Consider the following 18541-nt stretch of genomic DNA (forward strand, 5'->3'; position numbering starts at 1 on the left):
GTACGCTCCGATAGTTGTTTTTCTTATTATAAACTTAAAAACAAAAAGACCCTATAAGATGACCTTTTTAAAGTGTCTATCCTATAGGGTACATTTTACTAATCAGATGCCTTTTAGTTATTATGCCTCGGCATCATTGAGCTCGGAATCAGCTTAGTGCTTGCAAAGAACTCCTTTCCGTCCCATGACATCCGCAAGAGGCTTTAATTTCTTTAATAGCAGATAATTGGGCACCCACTGAAAAGTGAACGTCTCTAATATCTATAGGGTGGGGTGTCTGTCGCTTTGCTTTCAGTCAAAAAACATCTAGATGACACTACGCTTTCGCTACCAAAACACTTGTACCTGTCACTACGCTTTCGGTCAAAAGACACTTGTAGCTGACGCTTCGCTTTCGCTACCAAGACATCTGTACCTGTCGCTACGCTTTCGGTCAAAAGACATTTGCTGAAAAAAGTTAGATTTCTGTTACTGTTACTTGTGGTGCGCCAAAACGGGATTTTGCACCGTGCATAACTGGCCCTACATAGTCATTTAATGCCCAACCGTGAGCGATTGCAGCTGAAACGAATTCTTTTGCTTCAATTACAGCTTCTTGTACTGAAAGACCGTTTGCAAGGTTTGCTGTTACGGAAGCAGCAAATGTACAGCCAGCCCCATGGTTATAAGTTGAAGCTACTTTTTCAGATTCTAATAAGTAGAATTTTGTACCGTCGAAGAATAAGTCAGTTGCTTTTTCAGTAGCTAACGCTTTTCCGCCTTTTATCACAACGGCTTTAGCACCAAGGTCGTGAATTTTACGAGCGGCTATTTTCATTTCTTCGATTGTTTTTGGTGTCCCAGTGCCAGCTAATTGGCCAGCCTCAAATAGGTTAGGTGTTGTAACTGCAGCTAATGGTAAAAGATGTTGAATCATTGCATCTGTATTACCAGGGTTTAATACTTCATCTTCACCTTTACATACCATTACAGGGTCAATGACTACGTTTGCAGTACCAGATTTTGCGATAGCATCACCTGCGATACGAATAATCTCTTCCGTTGACAGCATACCAGTTTTTATAGCGTCAATGCCTGTTGAAAGAGCAGTATCGATTTGTTTTTGTAAAAGCTCTGTTGGTAATGGTGTTACGTTATGAGTCCAACCGTTTGGATTCATTGTTACGACAACTGTTAATGCCACCATGCCATATGTGCCGTGCTCCTGAAATGTTTTAAGATCGGCTTGCATACCTGCGCCACCTGATGTATCTGAACCAGCAATTGTTAAAGTTTTTTTAAGAGCCATGTGGAATATCTCCTTTATAGATAAAAGTTTTAAAATTACCATCTAGTATAGTCTTATTCTGATGCTGTAAAAATAGTCAGAGTTAGATATTTTTAGAAGGTCAGTTTAACTTCTTTCAGTAGAAGTCTTCTATTTCTATAGACGCTGTGATGAATGTGGTTTTTCTCACTTTTCATCTGAAGGAAGTTAAAGCCTCCACCGGATTCACAGAATCGGAAAGGCGTTAAGGATGTTAGCCTAAAACCATCGATCCGTGCAATAACGGCTAACTGACCTATATCGCTGCCGCTACTTTAGCACTGCGCTTTCGCAAAAAAAAACAGTTGCAGCCGCTCGTTAGTACAGCGCTTTTGCATAAAAAACAATTGTTGTTGCCGCTACGTTAGCACTACGCTTTCGCACAAAAAGCATTTGTCGCTGCCGCTACGTTAGTACAGCGCTTTCGCATAAAAAACATTTGCAGGCCTAAGCGTAAAGCCGATTCGGACGCAATTATGCCAAGGCATAATTGAATTGGATACTTGAATTCAACATTATTTTTTTGTACCGTTGTAAGAAGAGAGAGGGGCTTATATTACAATGAAACAAGTATTCCCGAATGATTGGCAAGCAATACTTGCAGAAGAAATAGAAAAGACATATTACACAAAGTTACAACAATTTGTAGATCATGAATATTCAACACAAACAATTTATCCACCGATAAATGACATAATGAACGCATTTAATACGACGGCCTATCAAGATGTAAAGGTCGTAATTTTAGGTCAGGATCCGTATCATGGACCAAACCAAGCACATGGATTAAGCTTTTCGGTCATGCCGGGAATCAAACATCCACCAAGCCTACGAAATATGCTACAAGAATTACAAGATGACCTTGGCTATCCAATCCCTCAAAATGGAACATTAACAAAATGGGCGCAGCAGGGAGTAATGTTATTGAATACTGTATTAACTGTTCGAGCAGGTCAAGCGAATTCTCATAAAGAACAAGGATGGGAGCGATTTACCGATGCTGTAATCGATAAATTAGCATCAAGAGATAAACCAATTATTTTCGTGCTTTGGGGTAAACCAGCACAACGTAAAAAACAATTAATTCGTAAATACTCAACAGCGCATTTAATTTTAGAAGCACCTCATCCAAGTCCATTAAGTGCTTATCGAGGTTTTTTCGGTAGTAAACCATATTCGAAGATTAATGCACAGTTAGTGGAATGGGGAGAGCAGCCAATTGATTGGAATCTAGCATAGATTGGCATAGATCGCTATCTTCATTCAATAATTTTTTTAACGAAAGCGAAGCAACAGCTACAAATGTTTCCTGTAGCGAAAGCGAAGCAACAGCTACAATTAGACAAGGCGAAATTGAATGCACATCACTTATCGTTTCATGTTACAGTTAATAATAGAAGAAAGTGAGGAACAACGATGAAGGTAAATTGTTTCAAATGTCAATATTTTAAAGTAACGTGGGACCCAAAAACTCCACGGGCATGTGCAGCTTATGGCTTTAAAACGAAGCAAATACCATCTGTTGTCGTTAAACAATCCTCTGGCACAGACTGTTTGAAATTTGTGCCAAAAGCAGAAAGTGGGAGAATGTAATGATTCCTTATCAAGCCGTTATTCAACAACTTGAAAAACAATTATCTGGTGTTAAAAATGCTGGAGACGAACAGCAAATTCGTGAAGCCTTAACGGCAATCCGAGCATTATGTGATGTGGTATTAGACTCATCTGACGATATTTCTAAAGCCCAGTCAAAACATCTACCACAAATGCTAGTGTCAGAACCGAAGCAAACAAGCTTATATACTGCAAAAATTGAAGAAGAAGACGGAGCAAATGGTGATTCAATTTTTGACTTTTAATGATCTTCTTCAGTGAAGACGCCACTTAAAAGGTGGCTAGATGAATGCGGATGTGGTTCCTTTTCAGTAGGTGTCCTAAAGCCTACTGAATGAAGATAAAGCCCCCGGTGGATTTTGATAGGAATAAATTGTGCAACACATTTCAAAATCGGGACCATTGTTTATCTGCGCGAAAGCGACAGCGGCAATTAGCCAAGGCGAAATTGATTAAAGGTAGGGATAATGACATGAAAAAGTTTATCGTAACAGGTGCACTCCACGGCTTTTTAGCAGTGGCATTGGGTGCATTCGGTGCACATGCTTTAAAAGAGGTTCTAGACGATTATAGTCGCGGAATTTGGGAAACTGCTGTTCAGTACCAAATGTTTCATGCCACGGCTATACTGGTGATTGGCATATTGATGAGCTCGAAACTACTAGGTCAAGTAAAGCAGTTAAATTTAGCTGGAATCTTTTTTAACCTAGGTATTGTCTTCTTTTCAGGAAGCTTATATGTACTGGCAATTAGCGGCATTAAAGTTCTAGGTGCCATCACGCCAATCGGTGGTGTTCTATTTTTAACAGGCTGGGTTCTAATTATAGTTGCTGCCCTTAAACATGCGCGTTGAAAATTGAATATAATATTTTTCCAAAGTTACTCCTTTGCACTATGTGTGAAGGGGTTTTTTTGTTGGAAACTAGTAATGGGTTAAGAGAATTTTCCTTCGTAATGAACAATATAATTACAATACAATGGTTAGTTTTAATTCCTATTGTTTTTGTAAGGATTTATAGTACACTATAATTATCAAATAAGTTCGACAAATAGGGAGTGAGGTTTTGTGATATGGAGAAGCTTTTTACTTTACTAGATCATAACTATGATGAAATGGTAGCGATTCGTCGTCATTTACATGAATACCCGGAATTATCCTTTGAGGAAGTGGAAACTCCAGCCTATGTAGCTGCTTTTCATCGAGCATTAGGACATGAGGTTCGTGAGCACGTAGGTGAACGTGGTGTTGTTGCTACTTTACGTGGAGGGAAGCCAGGTAAAACAGTGGCATTACGCGCTGATTTTGATGCACTGGCAATTCAGGAGGAAAATGACGTCCCTTATAAATCAAAAGTGGATGGTAAAATGCATGCATGTGGACATGATGGTCATACTGCAACATTACTAGGGCTTGCTAAAGCACTTCATGCAATAAAGGATGATATTGCGGGCAATGTAGTATTTATTCATCAGCATGCAGAAGAGATGGCGCCAGGTGGAGCAAAGCCTATGATTGAAGATGGCTGTCTAGACGGGGTAGATGTTATTTTCGGTACACATTTATGGGCACCAACACCGTTTGGAGATATATTGGTGAGAGACGGGGCGATTATGGCTGCTGCGGATAAAGTGGAAATTACAATTCATGGCAAAGGTGGTCACGGTGCGGAGCCTCATCATTCTATTGATGCAGTTACTCTTGCGTCACAGTTTGTAGTCAATGCACAGCAGATTATATCTCGACGTATTGATCCATTAAAGTCAGCTGTCTTAACGATTGGTCATTTGGAGGCGATTAATCCTTTCAATGTTATTGCCGAACGAGTAGTATTAGCTGGAACAGTCCGCACTTTTGAAGAGCAGGTACGTAAACAAATGGAGCAAGAACTTGAGGCAATTTTACATGCCACTTGTTTGGCATTCGGTGCAAGCTATGACTATCGTTATACAAGAGGCTATCCACCGGTGTATAACCATGTGAAAGAAACAGAATGTATTGCACAACTTGCAGCAGATATACCAGGAGTAGAAAATATTATTACGTGTCCACCGTTTATGATTGGTGAGGACTTTGCGTATTATTTAGAGAATGTACCAGGAACATTTTTCTTCACAGGTGCTAAAAAGCCAGAGTGGGAAGTAGCATATCCTCACCATCATGCACGCTTTGACTTTGATGAACGTGCAATGTTGATTGCTGCTAAAACATTAGGAAAAGCAACATTGCAGTTTTTACAAGAAAATCAATAGTAAATAAAAATTGGCATGCTAGGAGATATCCTAACATGCCAATTCTTTTGATCTAATGGCAATATCCACACAGATTCCTCGTTTCATACTACTAACACATTTGCGACGCATGCAAGGATACGAGACTCAATGAGGAGTCTAACGAAATTTGCAATGCGACGAAGCTTAAGTAAAACAGAGCGAAGGAGCAAGCCGATTAGCCTATAGAGGAGATGGATTTTACCATTAAGAAAATATGAATTTTTGAATAGCTTTTTCTTATGGATTTTGGTTAAAATAAGCCATTTCTTCATCATATTCAGCGAAATCAAAATAAATCATTGGGAAAAGGAAACGATGATTCGATTTGAGTTCACGTAAAATAACATGGTCTCGACCGGCTGCTTCTACAACGCCTCGCACAGTTTTTGTGTTTTTTCCTTGCTCAACCGCATGCTCGAAGGAAAAATGGAAAGTTCCAGGCTTTCCGCGATTTAATCGGAAAATATTTTCAATATACGATTGCTCCCGTCCAGTTGGTCGTGCTCCAGTCGTCTGTGGAGGCATTACCTGTGGAGGCATTTGTTGTTGCGTTGTCGGTGTCCAATAATAAGGCATCATAAGTTATCAACCTTCTTTCTTTTAGATTTGAGGACAATCTTCTTCGGTTGGCGAGAAGAAGCAATGTGCTTTGAATCTCCCCGTATTCCACTGACCATACCATTGTGCTGGACAATCTCCCTCAGGTCTGAAAAACCATAGAGAACGAGTCGCTGGATGGAATCTTTCGCCTTGAATAACTCTCTTCGCTAATCGAATGTCTTGATCACGTGCGCGTTGATAAAAGTAGCCTTTTTGTGTCGCTTCAAAGCCTCCAGGACGCTGAAAAACCATTTGTTCAATTGTACGAACATCCGTAAAATCTAAACAATCGGCTCGTACACGATTGACGCCAACATTGCCGACCATCAGCATACCTAAATTTCCTTCACCTTCTGCCTCAGAGCGCATAAGCCTTGCTAGCATGGCTGTTTGTGCATCATTCGTCTTTATAACGGCGATTTTTACTCCTCCTCGCAGACAGTATATGCATGATGGTATTGTAGACATGTTTAATTTTAACTTTTTTCAGTAAGTGTTTTGGTAGCGACAGGTACAGGTGTCTTGGTAGCGAAAGCGAAGCGTCAGCTACAGATGTTTTTTGACCGAAAGCGAAGCGACAGGTACAGAAGTCTCCTATCTCTATAGGCGTAAGATGAATGCGGGGCAGTGGATGTCCTAACGCCTGTACCTGCTAGGGGTGGATGTCACGTAATCGGAAAGGGGCGCATTTATGCGATAACGGCTAATTGACCTGCATCCTGCTGCTGACGCCACGCTTTCCCGAAAAAACATCTGTAAGCCTAAGTGCAAATCTGATTCAGGACGTAATTAAAATTGAAAGAAATTCACAATTTAAAAATGCTACGCATATATTAGTAATACGAGTAGTCTGTAAAAGTAGATATTCAACACCAAACGTAAGCTATATAAGTTGATTGGAGTGAAGATGAGGTCCTTGGGAAACAGCGTCACAGATAAGACCCCGAAGCGTAAACGAGTAGGGGAACGAAGGCAAAAAGCATCAGTCCTGTGGTAACGCCTTGTACACTTTCACATAGAAAACACTTTTTCTTCCGATGTCCCAAGGAAACCGCCTAGCCAGGAACGGAAATCAACCCCACGTTATGGTGATGAGCCAAAATTTTATAAATAGAGATAGAATGGGAACATGGGATAGGAAATTGCATGTGTATTGAATACATGTGAGGTGATAGGGTATGGAGATTGGTGTTTGGGTAGGCATTTTGTTGAGTGCTGTGCGGGCATTTTTAGTAGGGAGTTTTTACGGACAGCCACTCCATTGGTATCTCTTAATATTAATGATTGTAGTAGGATTTTTTATCCATACGATTATACTAATTTTGAAAGTTAACGATGAAAGGTCTTTAAAATAAGAAAGTGTCATCGCGGTTGGTGGCACTTTTTTATTTTTTTGATTAAGTAGATGAAATCTAATGTTTTGTAAGTATATTAAAAATAAACTGTGACATACTAAAATGGAAAATTATTTTTTGCTTTTATGAAGGAGTGTTATAATGCATAATTTTGGTACGTTTGTAGCAATTATCATAAGTGCATTCATGGCAGTTGGTATAGCAGAATACTATCATCAACCATATAATTGGTATTTAGTTTTTCTTATGATTCTAACGGGCTTTTTTATTCATACAATTATTTTAATATTGGAATCAGAGAATAACGAAGAACGTGAATATTAAAAAATGAGAGTCCACGACTATGGACTCTCATTTTTTTCTATATTCAGCTGAAGACTCCCACCTTATGAAGTCAGTGAGATGAATCCATTTCCAAACATCTACTGAATGATGATCAAGCACCCTGACGCAATGACGCCAAGGCGATGATATTTAAAAGCAATTTAGACAGTTAAGAATTTCACAAGTTTCTCGTTATCAAGAAGGTTACCAACGAAGAATGCACCAAACTCACCATAGCGAGCTGAAACTTCATCAAAACGCATTTCATATACTAATTTTTTGAATTGTAGTACGTCATCTGCAAATAGTGTTACGCCCCATTCGTGATCATCAAAGCCAACAGAACCAGTAATGATTTGTTTAACTTTACCAGCATAGCCACGACCAATCATACCGTGAGAACGCATTAGAGATTTGCGTTCATCCATTGAAAGCATATACCAGTTGTCATTGCCTTGACGACGTTTATCCATAGGATAGAAGCATACATGCTTAGCACGTGGAAGTTCAGGATATAGACGAGCACGCACGTGTGGATTTTGGTAAGGATCTTCGTCTGACTCACCTGCTAAATAGTTAGAAAGCTCTACAACAGATACATACGAATATGTAGGAATTGTAAAATCAGCAATCGCTAATTTATTGAATTCAGCTTCAAGCTCTTGTAGCTCATCCATTGTTTCACGTAATGTCATAATCATAAAGTCAGCTTTTTGACCAACGATTGCATAAAATGCATGAGCACCTGTTTTAGCGATATCAGCTTCGTTTAATTTTTCTAAATATGCAATGAATTCCTCTACTGCTGCTTGGCGTTCCTCAGCAGAAACTAGTTTCCATGAAGCCCAGTCAATTGAGCGGAAATCATGTAAAGCGTACCAACCATCTAAAGTAATTGCTGCTTCATTCATTATTAAGAACACTCCTTTATAAGTGAATATCTTTCAAATTTTAGTTTATCATAGTTTGTACAGATTCCCTAAGTCCATGATTGCATTTCACGAATTTGACACCTTCGATAGATAATGTATTCTAAAGAGAATAGATGTAGATAGAGGAGTTCCAATCATGAAAAGTATTTTACAACAGCCGATTTGGCGTTTTTACGATCAATCCATTAGCGCGAAGCAAAGATCGCCACTTGAATCCTTTGCAACAGACGATACTTTATGTCAGTTAGTAGGTCAATTAGCTTCTCCACCAACTATTCGTACATGGGTACATGATGCATCGGTTGTGCTTGGTATTCAGGATCACCGTTTACCATATGTGCAGCAGGGGATGGACTTGCTCAAAGAACGTGGCTATGATCCTATTGTACGCAATTCAGGCGGATTAGCAGTTGTGCTTGATGAAGGTGTACTGAATATTTCTATTGTTTTATCTGAACAAACGGAAGCACTAAGCATTAATGATGGCTATGATGTCATGGTAGCTCTAGTAAAAGGTTTGTTCCCTGAAGTATCGGATCAAATTGAAGCCTATGAAATTGTAGGCTCCTATTGTCCAGGTTCTTATGACTTAAGTATTGCAGGGAAGAAATTTGCTGGTATTTCTCAGAGACGTTTACGTCAAGGAGTAGCAGTGCAAATTTATTTATGTATTGAAGGAAGCGGTTCTGAACGAGCAGCACTCATTCGTGACTTTTATGAGAAAAGTCTAAAAGGTGAGGAAACAAAATTTACGTATCCTAACATCGTCCCTGAAGTGATGGCGTCATTATCTGAACTTATTGATGCATCATTAACAGTGGAAGCCGTTGTTATTCGTTTACAGCAGCTTCTTCACAATATGGCAGAAGAAATTCGGGCTGAATCTTTTCATGATGAAGAATTAACGCAATATGCGTTTTATTTACAACGTGTTTTAGAGCGGAATAAGAAAATGCTAGAACCGAAACTTTAATCAAAAATCATTTCAAAGAAAAAAGCGATGCTGCTAATTAAGCGCATCGCCGTTTTCTTGTGCATAAGGACTACTTACAACAAGATTTCCGTTTTTCTCCATTTTAAAAACAGGTGCAATTCGTTCTTCCTCTTCATCTAGTGTTACTAGTCGTCGAGCTCGGTTCATAATTTGTACAAATTGCTCGTAATCTTTTCGAATAGCTCTATTTTCTTCTTCTAGCTGTGTTATGGTTTTTTCTAGTTTTTTATTTTTCTCAGATGTTACGTGTACTAGTTGTCTCCATTTTGTAGACTCATTACCTATTTCACCAGAGTGCTGTAAACGTAATAAATAAGCTATGACAATATCAAGATTTAATGCAGAAAGAGGAATTGATTTACCCTCTGCACCACTACTATTAACTGTAAACATACTAGAAGCACGGCGTCTTGCTGGAGCTCCCAACACTCGCATTCTTTCTTTTCTTTCTTTTTTTGCTTGTGATAATTGTTCCTCGTATTCTTTACGAACAACAGCATTCCAACGAAAACCACATGCAGCAGCTGTACGATTTAAAGCATCACCAGCTTCCTCAAAGGCATTTAATTGTGTACTACCTTCTGTCACATGGCGAATTACCGCCTCAGCTAATAATTCATCGTTTTCTTCTAACCAAGCATCTTGTCTTACTTTACTCATATTAAAATCCTCCCACCTTTATTTGGAACTTTTATTTACAATTAGCATGACCAATCTTTTAACCTTTTATTCATCTATGTGGAAGAATTATTATGCTTGAATACAAGGGGAAAAATGCGATACAATACCCGATGTAGGTTTGTACGTATGCTACATACTTAACTATGTGAAGCCATACGTTCAATAGAAACGAATTTTTGAATCTAGAATCGGCTTTGTGCTTGCACAAAGAGTCCCATTCAGATTCCGTGATATCCGCCGGAGGCTTTATCTTTTAGCGGATGTTTGGACACCCACTAAAAAAGGGATCTAAAACCGTATTTATCTCACCACCTATAGAATAGGAGACTTCTGTAGCTGGACGCATTGCTTTTGCTACAAAAGACATTTGTAACTGCCGTTTCACTTACGTAGCGAAAACACCTGTACAAGTCGCTGCGCTTTCGGTCAAAAGACATCTGTAGCTGCCGCTGCGCTTTCGCTACCAAGACACCTGTACCTGTCGCTACCAAGACATCTGCTGAAAGAAGTTAAAAAAATACTATATAGAAAGGGTTGTTGACAAAATGGCAAACGAATTTAAAGTTTGCGATGAATGTCAGGCCGTTAACTTAAAAACGTTAATTCCAAAATTAAAGGAAATCGATCCTGATGCAACCATCGAAATTGGCTGTCATTCTTATTGTGGCCCAGGACGTAAAAAAACATTTACCTTTGTAAATAGCCGTCCTGTTGCCGCATTAACGGAAGAAGAACTAATGGAAAAGGTTTTAGCAAAGTTAAAAAAATAAGTAAAACAAAACGCTATCTTCACTAGTCTAGTTGAAGATAGTTTTTGTTTTTTTGGGGATTTTTAATATCGACGAATGGAAGAGTCAGAGCGACGGAAGGCCATCGTAGTGACGGAAAGAAGAGCCAGAGCGACGGATAGATCCTTCGTAGTGACGGAAAGAAGAGCCAGAGCGACGGAAGGCCATCGTAGTGACGGAAAGAAGAGCCAGAGCGACGGATAGAACCTTCGGAGTGACGGAAAGAAGGAGCGATGGATAGAACCTTCGGGTGACGGAAAGAAGAGCCAGAGCGACGGATAGAACCTCCGGAGTAACGGAAAGAAGAGCCAGAGCGACGGGTAGAGCGTATAAAGCGGGGGATGGGAAGCTTTTCTCTCGCTCCATCGCTTAGAAATTAGGTCAATTGAATCTTAAATTAAGACGAGAATACAGCAAGTTAGGTTGATAGTCTCTATAATTAAAAGTAAATATGTATGCTAGTCCTATATTTTTCGCATATAATAGAACAAATAGGAAACGGGGGTGCTGTACAATTGACACATTATGCAAAAGCTAAATTACAAGAGGAAAAAGTATTCAAGGATCCAGTGCATCGCTATGTGCATGTACGGGATCAAGCGATTTGGGATCTAGTTGGTACGAAAGAATTTCAGCGATTACGACGAATTCGCCAGCTTGGTACAACGTTTTTAGTGTTCCATGGAGCGGAGCATAGCCGTTTTAGTCACTCGCTTGGCGTTTACGAAATTGTACGCCGCATAGTAGATGATATATTTGCAGGTCGTCCTGAATGGGATGAGGATGAACGATTGCTTGTGCTTTGTGCAGCCCTATTACACGATTTAGGGCATGGACCATTCTCGCACGCTTTTGAAAATGTCTTTGAGCTTGATCACGAATTTTATACAAGGCAAATTTTACTCGGCGATACAGAAGTGAATGCAGTATTGAAAAAAGTATCAGCTGATTTTCCAGAGAAAGTATCACAGGTAATTGAAAAAACCTATCCGAATAAGCAGGTTGTCAGTTTAATATCAAGCCAAATAGATGCAGATCGTATGGATTACTTACAGCGTGATGCTTATTTCACTGGCGTAAGCTATGGTCATTTTGATATGGAACGAATTTTAAGAGTGATGCGTCCGCGAAAAAATCAAGTCGTTATTAAGATGACGGGCATGCATGCGGTAGAGGATTATATAATGAGCCGCTATCAAATGTACTTACAAATTTATTTCCACCCAGTATCTCGCAGCGCAGAGGTTGTTTTAAATAATATTTTAAAACGCGCTAAAGAGCTAAGCTTGGCAGGCTATAAATTTAAGCACGAGCCTACACACTTTTTAGCGTTTTTCCGTAACTCAATTACGCTTGAAGACTATCTTGCATTAGATGAAAGTATTCTTTTTACATATTTTCAGCTTTGGATGCAAGAGGAAGATGCTATATTACGTGATTTAAGCCGCCGTTTTGTTAATCGAAAGTTATTTCAGTACATCGATTTAGACCCAGGTGTTGAATTGGATAAATATCAAAAACTCCAAGAACTCTTCAAGCAAGCTGATTTAAATCCAGAATATTATCTTGTCCATGATACGACGGCAGACCTACCTTATGACTTTTATCGACCTGGAGAGGAAGAAGTGCGTGTTCCCATTTTCTTAGAAATGAAAAATGGAGAGCTACGAGAGCTATCGCGTGAATCTATTATTGTTGATTCCATTTCTGGCCGCATGAAGCGAGATCATAAAGTCTATTTTCCACTAGATTTTTTAGAAGACAACAGTGCCCATTCCGATATTAAGAAGCAAATATTAGCCATCCTTCAAGGAAAAGGGAAAAAATAAAAAATTTTTTTTATGTATAAAAATATGTATATAAAATAATCAAATTAAATAGTATTCCAACATACAAATAGTGAAAAACAGTGAATGTACTCTAAATGAGTTACTTTCACTGTTTTTTTGTTGTGTATAAAGATGAAAAAAGTGGAAAAAATATAGAATCTTTTAAATAAAAAGTCCGTGATTGTTTAGAAATTGTTTAGTATTATCTTTTATAATGAGCCAAAAACCCTAAAGGGGGTGAGGCCTATTGTTGAAGGTGTCACAAAAGTACTATGTATACATTCTAATCGTACATCGAATATACATAAGTCATCATGAATACCTACTCCGAGTACTTAATGGAATGTATGACGACAACTGAATAGGAGGAAAGAGAGATCAACCGATGTTTGCAGCATCCAATTACAACATGTAGAAAGGATGACCGTCGTCAGCAAACACCAACAGGTATCCCTCTGAACTTAGAAAAGGAGAGAAACATGAGGAAATTTAAAAAACTAAACATAGCAATAATCTTATTGCTACTCGTATTCCAAACAGTGCTATCACCGATATCAGTGTTTGCGATTGAAGACACCTCTTCAACACCATTAGAGTCTGAGCAACAAGATCATAACCAAGAAATCGGAAAAGATGGTAAAGAATCTAGTGATATTACTAGTAGCACAAATGGAGAAGGTGGCACAGAAGATAAAAATCCAAGTGAGGATGATAAAAATCCGAGTACAGTAGATAAAGATCCAAGTACAGTAGATGAAAGTCCAAGTACAGTAGATAAAGATCCAAGTACAGAGGATAAAAATCCAAGTGAAGATGACCTTAAGGGCGAAGGGGACGATGCTATCAAACCAGTAGAGGGTGAATCACCACAGCCACCGAATGAACAAATAACACCTGGTTTACCTGTTGATAGAGAAGATATTCACTTTAAAGAGAAAATCACTTTAAAAATTAATGGGGCAGAAGTTTCTGGAACATCGGCACAAGGAAAAGTTGGAGATTTTGTAGAATTTAGAGTGGATTTAGGTTTAGCCCCAGGTCACCAGTATAGTGAAGGTTCTACTTTAACTTATACATTGCCGAGTCAATTTGCAGGTCTAAGTGGAGACACACCTTTATATTATCAAGGTGCTTTAATTGGTAACGTAGTTGTTTCAGGGCAAACTGCTACTCTTACATTCACGGATAAAATTCGTGATGAAGCTAATGCGGGTACAATAGTAGAAGATGTTTATTTCACTATTAAAGGTGAACTTCAATCTGTAGGTGATGGTTGGTTACAGAATATTGAAGTGCCAGGATACCAGACGATTGAATTGAATTTTCAACCAGCAAATAGCGGTCAAGTAGTTTCTAAATCAGGTAAAGCAGACCGTGATGGTAAAAATAGTGAATTTATTACTTGGACAGTAGATGTTAATACGAACTTAGATGTGAATAGTAATACTGGTAATACTACATTTACTGACACATTAATTAATCAACATAGCTTCGAAGGCATTCCAACTGTAACAGAATTAAGTATTTCTCCAACGGGAGCTATAACAGTAGGTAAAGAATTAACACCAGCACCACCGACAACTATTAACGATAATACAATGACAATTGACTTACCTAATAAGGAACATACAGGTTACCGTATTACTTATAAAACAAAAGTTGGCGATCCGGGTAATGTTGAAAATGCAAACTTTGGTAACGTTGCTACTTACAATGGGACATCAACAAAACCAATTTATGTAAATGTTGAATTTGGTACACCTTTAGAAAAGTCAAGTTCAGGTCCTAATATTGCTGATTTAACAACGGAATGGAACATTAAATACAACTTTAATAAGCGTAATATTCCAGCAAAACAGGCAATATTATCTGATACATGGGATGAGACACAAATTTTAGTCGGAAATGTAGACGTTTATGAAGAGAATGGCACACCTGTTGCTAAAGAAAAATATAACTTAACTCATAATAGAACAAATGGTTTCGAATTGTCGTTTAATGACGATGTAACTGGAGCATACGTTATTAAATACAAAACTAAGCCTGCCGATGGTGTATATCCGACAACAGAAATTAAAGTGAAAAATACAGTTACTCGTGAGGATGGCTTGGAAAGTATCGCCTATTCTCATTATAAAAAGAATGAACTAGTATTAGACAAATCTGCTCTTGGGGTTGACTACCAAAATAAAACAATCTCGTGGAAGATTGTGGCGAACCAAGCGAAATATGCGTTGAAAGCTGGGACAATATTTGAAGATACGTATGGTGATTCATTACTAAAATTAAAAGATGGTAGTTTAACAGTCACAGTTGATGGTAAGGAGTTTAAAGACTTTACTTTAGATAAAACAGAAGTTGACGGTAAAGAAAAAGGATTTATTCTTAAATTAGAACAGCCAGTTAATGGTGTAATTGAAATTAACTATACAACAGATTATGAAATTAAAGATATTGGTACAAATGATCGTACCTACACGAATACTGTGAAATTGAAAGACACTGGTATATTTACATCAGAGTCGTCTGATTCAGCAACGCAAAAGGTTAAAGAAGAACAAAAAGCAAATGGTAAAAAAGATGGGTATTATAACTATGAAACGAAAACATTCCATTGGGATGTTGAGCTAAACTTTAACTATAATACATTTGAGAATGCAATATTTAAAGATACATTAGATCCATCTCAAGAAGTGACTAGTATTACAGTAACTGAAGGTCAATTAAATGCAGCAGGACAATTTGAAGCAGTCTCATCAAAAAATTACACTAATACATCACCTAACAAAAATGAAATCGTGCTCGAATTAGGATCGATTAAAGGACCTTATAAGGTGACGTATACATCAAAAGATGCTGATGGTGTATTCCCACATGGTTCAGACATTACAATTAGTAATAAAGCAGCATTGTATGAAAATACAAGTACTAAGCCTAACGCAGAATGGGAGAAAGATGTATCGGTTTCTCATACTAAGAACATCTTAGATAAAACAGGCAAACAAGTAGGTAATTCTCCGCAAGTTAACTGGAGTTTTAAGTTTAACTATGCACAGTCACAATTAAATAACATCGTTATTACTGACACTGTAGATAAAGACAGCGAAGGTAATCCAAACCAATTGATTTTAAAAGATTCATTTAAAGTATATGAAATGAATTTTACAGGAACTAACCCAACACCGACTCGTGGTAAAGAAATTAGTTTATCAGATGCTAATTTTAACGTTGATATTGAAAAAGGTACGTTTACATTAAAATTACCTAATGGTGATAAAGCATATTACGTTACGTACTCAACAGTATTTATGGGAGCATCAGGTGAGAGTATAAACAACACAGTAGATGTTGCTTATACTAGTACAGATGGTGATCATGGTCAGGATGTATTTAATAAAAACAACTTCACTTATGATGGTGGTGGTAAAGTTGGTAAAGTACCATTCGTCATTATCAAAACAGATGCAGCAACAGGTTTACCAATGGAAAACGTTAAGTTTGACTTACTAGGACCATACACAGGTAACACCGTGTTAGCGTCAAAAACAACAAATGCAGATGGCTATTTAAACTATGGCTTAAAATTAGCACCAAGTACTGCCGGTAAGAAATATAAAGTAATTGAAGAAACACAGCCAGGCTATGAACCATTAACAAAAGAGTTTGAACTTGATGAAAAAGAAATCGAAACATCAGGTAAGTATGCTGGTTTCCAAGTGATTGAAATTGAAAACAAACCATTAAGTGGTTTAGCATGTAAAAATTTTGGATTAACAGTATACGATATTGACGGTAAATTAGTTAATGGAACAGTGACATTAGTAAGTGAAGCGACGGGTATATCCGAAAATCATCCCGTTGAAAACGGTAAAGTTACTTTTACTCCAGACCAAGTTAAAGCTGGTCAATACGATGTTTATGATTCAAATGGAAATAAGCTAGGTAACATTACAGTGAAATACGATGATAATTGTAAGGATGAAAATGTAATTCAACCAGCACCTAAGTGTGAAAACTTCACAATCGTGGTTGAAGATATAGACGGAAATATCCGTACAAATATTAAAGAGTTAACATTAAAATCAGGTACTACAGAAGTAAAGGCATCAACAGACGCATCAGGCAAGTTTATTTTTGAATCAAACAAAAATAATCCTACTAATGGTGTAAAGCCAGGCGAGTATCTGGTGTACGAAGGTAAACAATTCTTAGGAACAGTAAATTTAACGTATACAAAAGATTGTGGGCATGAATTTATCATTAAACAATTACCAAAATGCGAAGAGTTCAAATTAACTGTAAAAGATGTTGATGGTAATAAAATTACGGATAATACTACAAAAATCGTTGTTAAAGATGCTGCCGGTAAAGAAATTATTAATACAACAACTAAGACAGGTGTTATTGTATTACGGGATTTAGACCCAGGTACTTACACAGTTGAAGTTGGTGGTGAAAAAATTGGTACCTTCCAAACAAATATCGAATGTGAAAAATCAATTCAACCAGCACCAAAATGTGAACTATTCACATTAACAGTGAAGGATGAAAATAATAAACCACGTCCGAATGTTAGCAATATCACAATCAAAGATGAAACAGGCGCAATTATTGCTACAAACCAAACGACAAATGAATTAGGGCAAATTACTATTGAGCCTAAAGAAATTCCTTCTGGTAAGTATCGTGTATATCAAGGTGATCTGTTCATTGGTCAAATAACAGTTAAATATTCAGAAAGATGTAATGCAGAAATATCAGCAGCACCTGCATGTCCTGAGTTTACATTGACTGTACAAACTAAGTATGGAATGCCTAATGCGAATGCAAAGATCACGGTAAAAGATACTAATGGAAATATCGTTAAAGGTTTAGACAACAGTGAAGTTCTAACAACAAGTATTACTGGAACGGTTGTATTGCCAAACGAAGCTATTAAACAAGGCACGTACTATGTATATGAAGGAAGTAGTTTAATTGGCTCATTTACTGTAAAAGATACATGTTCTGCATTAGTAAAACCAAACCCTGATCCAGGCCCAGGACCGGGTCCAAACCCTGATCCAGGCCCAGGACCGGGTCCAAACCCTGATCCAGGACCTGGACCAAAACCAGAACCGGAGAAGCCAGTTGATCCAAACAAGCCAAAACCAGAACCAGAGAAGCCGGTTGATCCAAACAAACCAAAACCAGAACCAGAGAAACCAGTTGACCCAAACAAGCCAGCTCCAGAACCAGAGAAGCCGATTGATCCAAACAAACCAAAACCAGAACCGGAGAAACCGGTTGATCCAGAAAATCCAGGTAACCCAACAACAGATTCGAAAAATCCAACAAATCCTGGAAAACCTGAAACAACAAAACCTGGAAAACCATCTGTACAAGAAGTCATTGACCAAGGGAAAGACTTAAAACCATACAATCCTTCTACAGCAAATAAAGACACTTTAGATGCATATAAGGATTTCCTCGATAAATACAACAAGTTATCTAAAGAGGAACAGGAAGAAGTAGCAAAATCACTTGATATTGACAAAATCAAAGCAGATGCTAAAGAAATGGAAGCGCAGTTAAAGGCGCAAGGTAAACTGCCACAAACAAATGGAGCAAACCAAACAGCTCTTACACTAATTGGTGTGGCTCTCGTTCTAGGTGCATTATTCTTATTGCGTCGTCGCAATACAGAAGTAAAATAATTTTCAACGTACAGGTAATTGTACTTGGAGTCAAATTTGGTAACACTTTCATAAAATGTTACACATTCAATAAAAAGCACGTTACTAAAAACGAAAAGTTTAGTAATGTGCTTTTTTATTTTTGTATAATTTATTAAAGGATTGTATTGGT

The 18541-nt window shown here is 37.9% G+C and carries 15 protein-coding genes; 10 read left to right on the forward strand and 5 right to left on the reverse strand.

What is annotated here, in order from left to right; all coding sequences use genetic code 11:
• Nucleotides 1–457: 457 nt before the first annotated feature.
• Complete coding sequence (thiD, locus tag PVA17_RS15705; RefSeq protein ID WP_274068212.1) at nt 458–1288, reverse strand: bifunctional hydroxymethylpyrimidine kinase/phosphomethylpyrimidine kinase; 831 nt, start codon at nt 1286–1288, stop codon at nt 458–460.
• Between the two features lie 579 nt (nt 1289–1867).
• Here thiD and PVA17_RS15710 point away from each other — a divergent pair.
• The 5 genes from PVA17_RS15710 (at nt 1868) to PVA17_RS15730 (ending at nt 5170) form a co-directional block, all read left to right on the forward strand.
• Entirely contained in the window at nt 1868–2545 is a 678-nt protein-coding gene (locus PVA17_RS15710; RefSeq protein ID WP_274068213.1) for a uracil-DNA glycosylase, read from the forward strand.
• Between the two features lie 177 nt (nt 2546–2722).
• Nucleotides 2723–2899, forward strand: coding sequence for a uracil-DNA glycosylase (locus tag PVA17_RS15715; protein WP_274068214.1), 177 nt, complete (start codon nt 2723–2725; stop codon nt 2897–2899).
• Complete coding sequence (locus tag PVA17_RS15720) at nt 2899–3165, forward strand: YwdI family protein (RefSeq protein WP_132360244.1); 267 nt, start codon at nt 2899–2901, stop codon at nt 3163–3165. The genes PVA17_RS15715 and PVA17_RS15720 overlap by 1 nt, the downstream gene beginning before the upstream one ends.
• 227 nt (nt 3166–3392) lie before the next feature.
• Entirely contained in the window at nt 3393–3773 is a 381-nt protein-coding gene (locus PVA17_RS15725; RefSeq protein ID WP_274068215.1) for a DUF423 domain-containing protein, read from the forward strand.
• Between the two features lie 218 nt (nt 3774–3991).
• Nucleotides 3992–5170 (forward strand): M20 family metallopeptidase, encoded by a 1179-nt coding sequence (locus PVA17_RS15730; RefSeq protein ID WP_274068216.1) that lies wholly within the window; start codon nt 3992–3994, stop codon nt 5168–5170.
• 258 nt (nt 5171–5428) lie between these two features.
• On the opposite strand, the gene gerQ is transcribed toward PVA17_RS15730, so the two are convergent.
• Nucleotides 5429–5770, reverse strand: a complete 342-nt coding sequence (gene gerQ / locus PVA17_RS15735) for a spore coat protein GerQ (RefSeq protein WP_132360250.1) — start codon at nt 5768–5770, stop codon at nt 5429–5431.
• Nucleotides 5771–5791: 21 nt separating this feature from the next.
• On the reverse strand, nt 5792–6175 hold the full coding sequence (locus PVA17_RS15740; protein ID WP_483308029.1) for a cell wall hydrolase: 384 nt from the start codon (nt 6173–6175) through the stop codon (nt 5792–5794).
• 1112 nt (nt 6176–7287) lie between these two features.
• On the opposite strand from PVA17_RS15740, the gene PVA17_RS15745 reads away from it, so the two are divergent.
• Entirely contained in the window at nt 7288–7470 is a 183-nt protein-coding gene (locus PVA17_RS15745; RefSeq protein ID WP_132360252.1) for a hypothetical protein, read from the forward strand.
• A 161-nt stretch (nt 7471–7631) separates the two neighbouring features.
• On the opposite strand, the gene hemQ is transcribed toward PVA17_RS15745, so the two are convergent.
• Nucleotides 7632–8381: a hydrogen peroxide-dependent heme synthase gene (gene hemQ, locus PVA17_RS15750; protein ID WP_132360254.1), complete on the reverse strand. Its 750-nt coding sequence runs from the start codon at nt 8379–8381 to the stop codon at nt 7632–7634.
• Nucleotides 8382–8538: 157 nt separating this feature from the next.
• Here hemQ and lipL point away from each other — a divergent pair, with 157 nt between their 5' ends.
• Nucleotides 8539–9375, forward strand: a complete 837-nt coding sequence (gene lipL, locus PVA17_RS15755; protein ID WP_274068217.1) for an octanoyl-[GcvH]:protein N-octanoyltransferase — start codon at nt 8539–8541, stop codon at nt 9373–9375.
• Nucleotides 9376–9408: 33 nt separating this feature from the next.
• On the opposite strand, the gene PVA17_RS15760 is transcribed toward lipL, so the two are convergent.
• Nucleotides 9409–10056, reverse strand: a complete 648-nt coding sequence (locus PVA17_RS15760) for an RsfA family transcriptional regulator (RefSeq protein ID WP_132360258.1) — start codon at nt 10054–10056, stop codon at nt 9409–9411.
• Nucleotides 10057–10622: 566 nt separating this feature from the next.
• Here PVA17_RS15760 and PVA17_RS15765 point away from each other — a divergent pair.
• The 3 genes from PVA17_RS15765 (at nt 10623) to PVA17_RS15775 (ending at nt 18390) form a co-directional block, all read left to right on the forward strand.
• Nucleotides 10623–10847, forward strand: coding sequence for a YuzB family protein (locus PVA17_RS15765; RefSeq protein ID WP_049667962.1), 225 nt, complete (start codon nt 10623–10625; stop codon nt 10845–10847).
• 473 nt (nt 10848–11320) lie between these two features.
• Nucleotides 11321–12694, forward strand: coding sequence for an HD domain-containing protein (locus PVA17_RS15770; protein ID WP_483308028.1), 1374 nt, complete (start codon nt 11321–11323; stop codon nt 12692–12694).
• Nucleotides 12695–13173: 479 nt separating this feature from the next.
• Complete coding sequence (locus PVA17_RS15775; RefSeq protein WP_274068219.1) at nt 13174–18390, forward strand: collagen binding domain-containing protein; 5217 nt, start codon at nt 13174–13176, stop codon at nt 18388–18390.
• The last annotated feature ends 151 nt before the right edge of the window (nt 18391–18541 follow it).

Origin of the sequence: Lysinibacillus sp. CNPSo 3705 (assembly GCF_028674935.1) — a bacterium.
GTDB lineage: Bacteria > Bacillota > Bacilli > Bacillales_A > Planococcaceae > Lysinibacillus.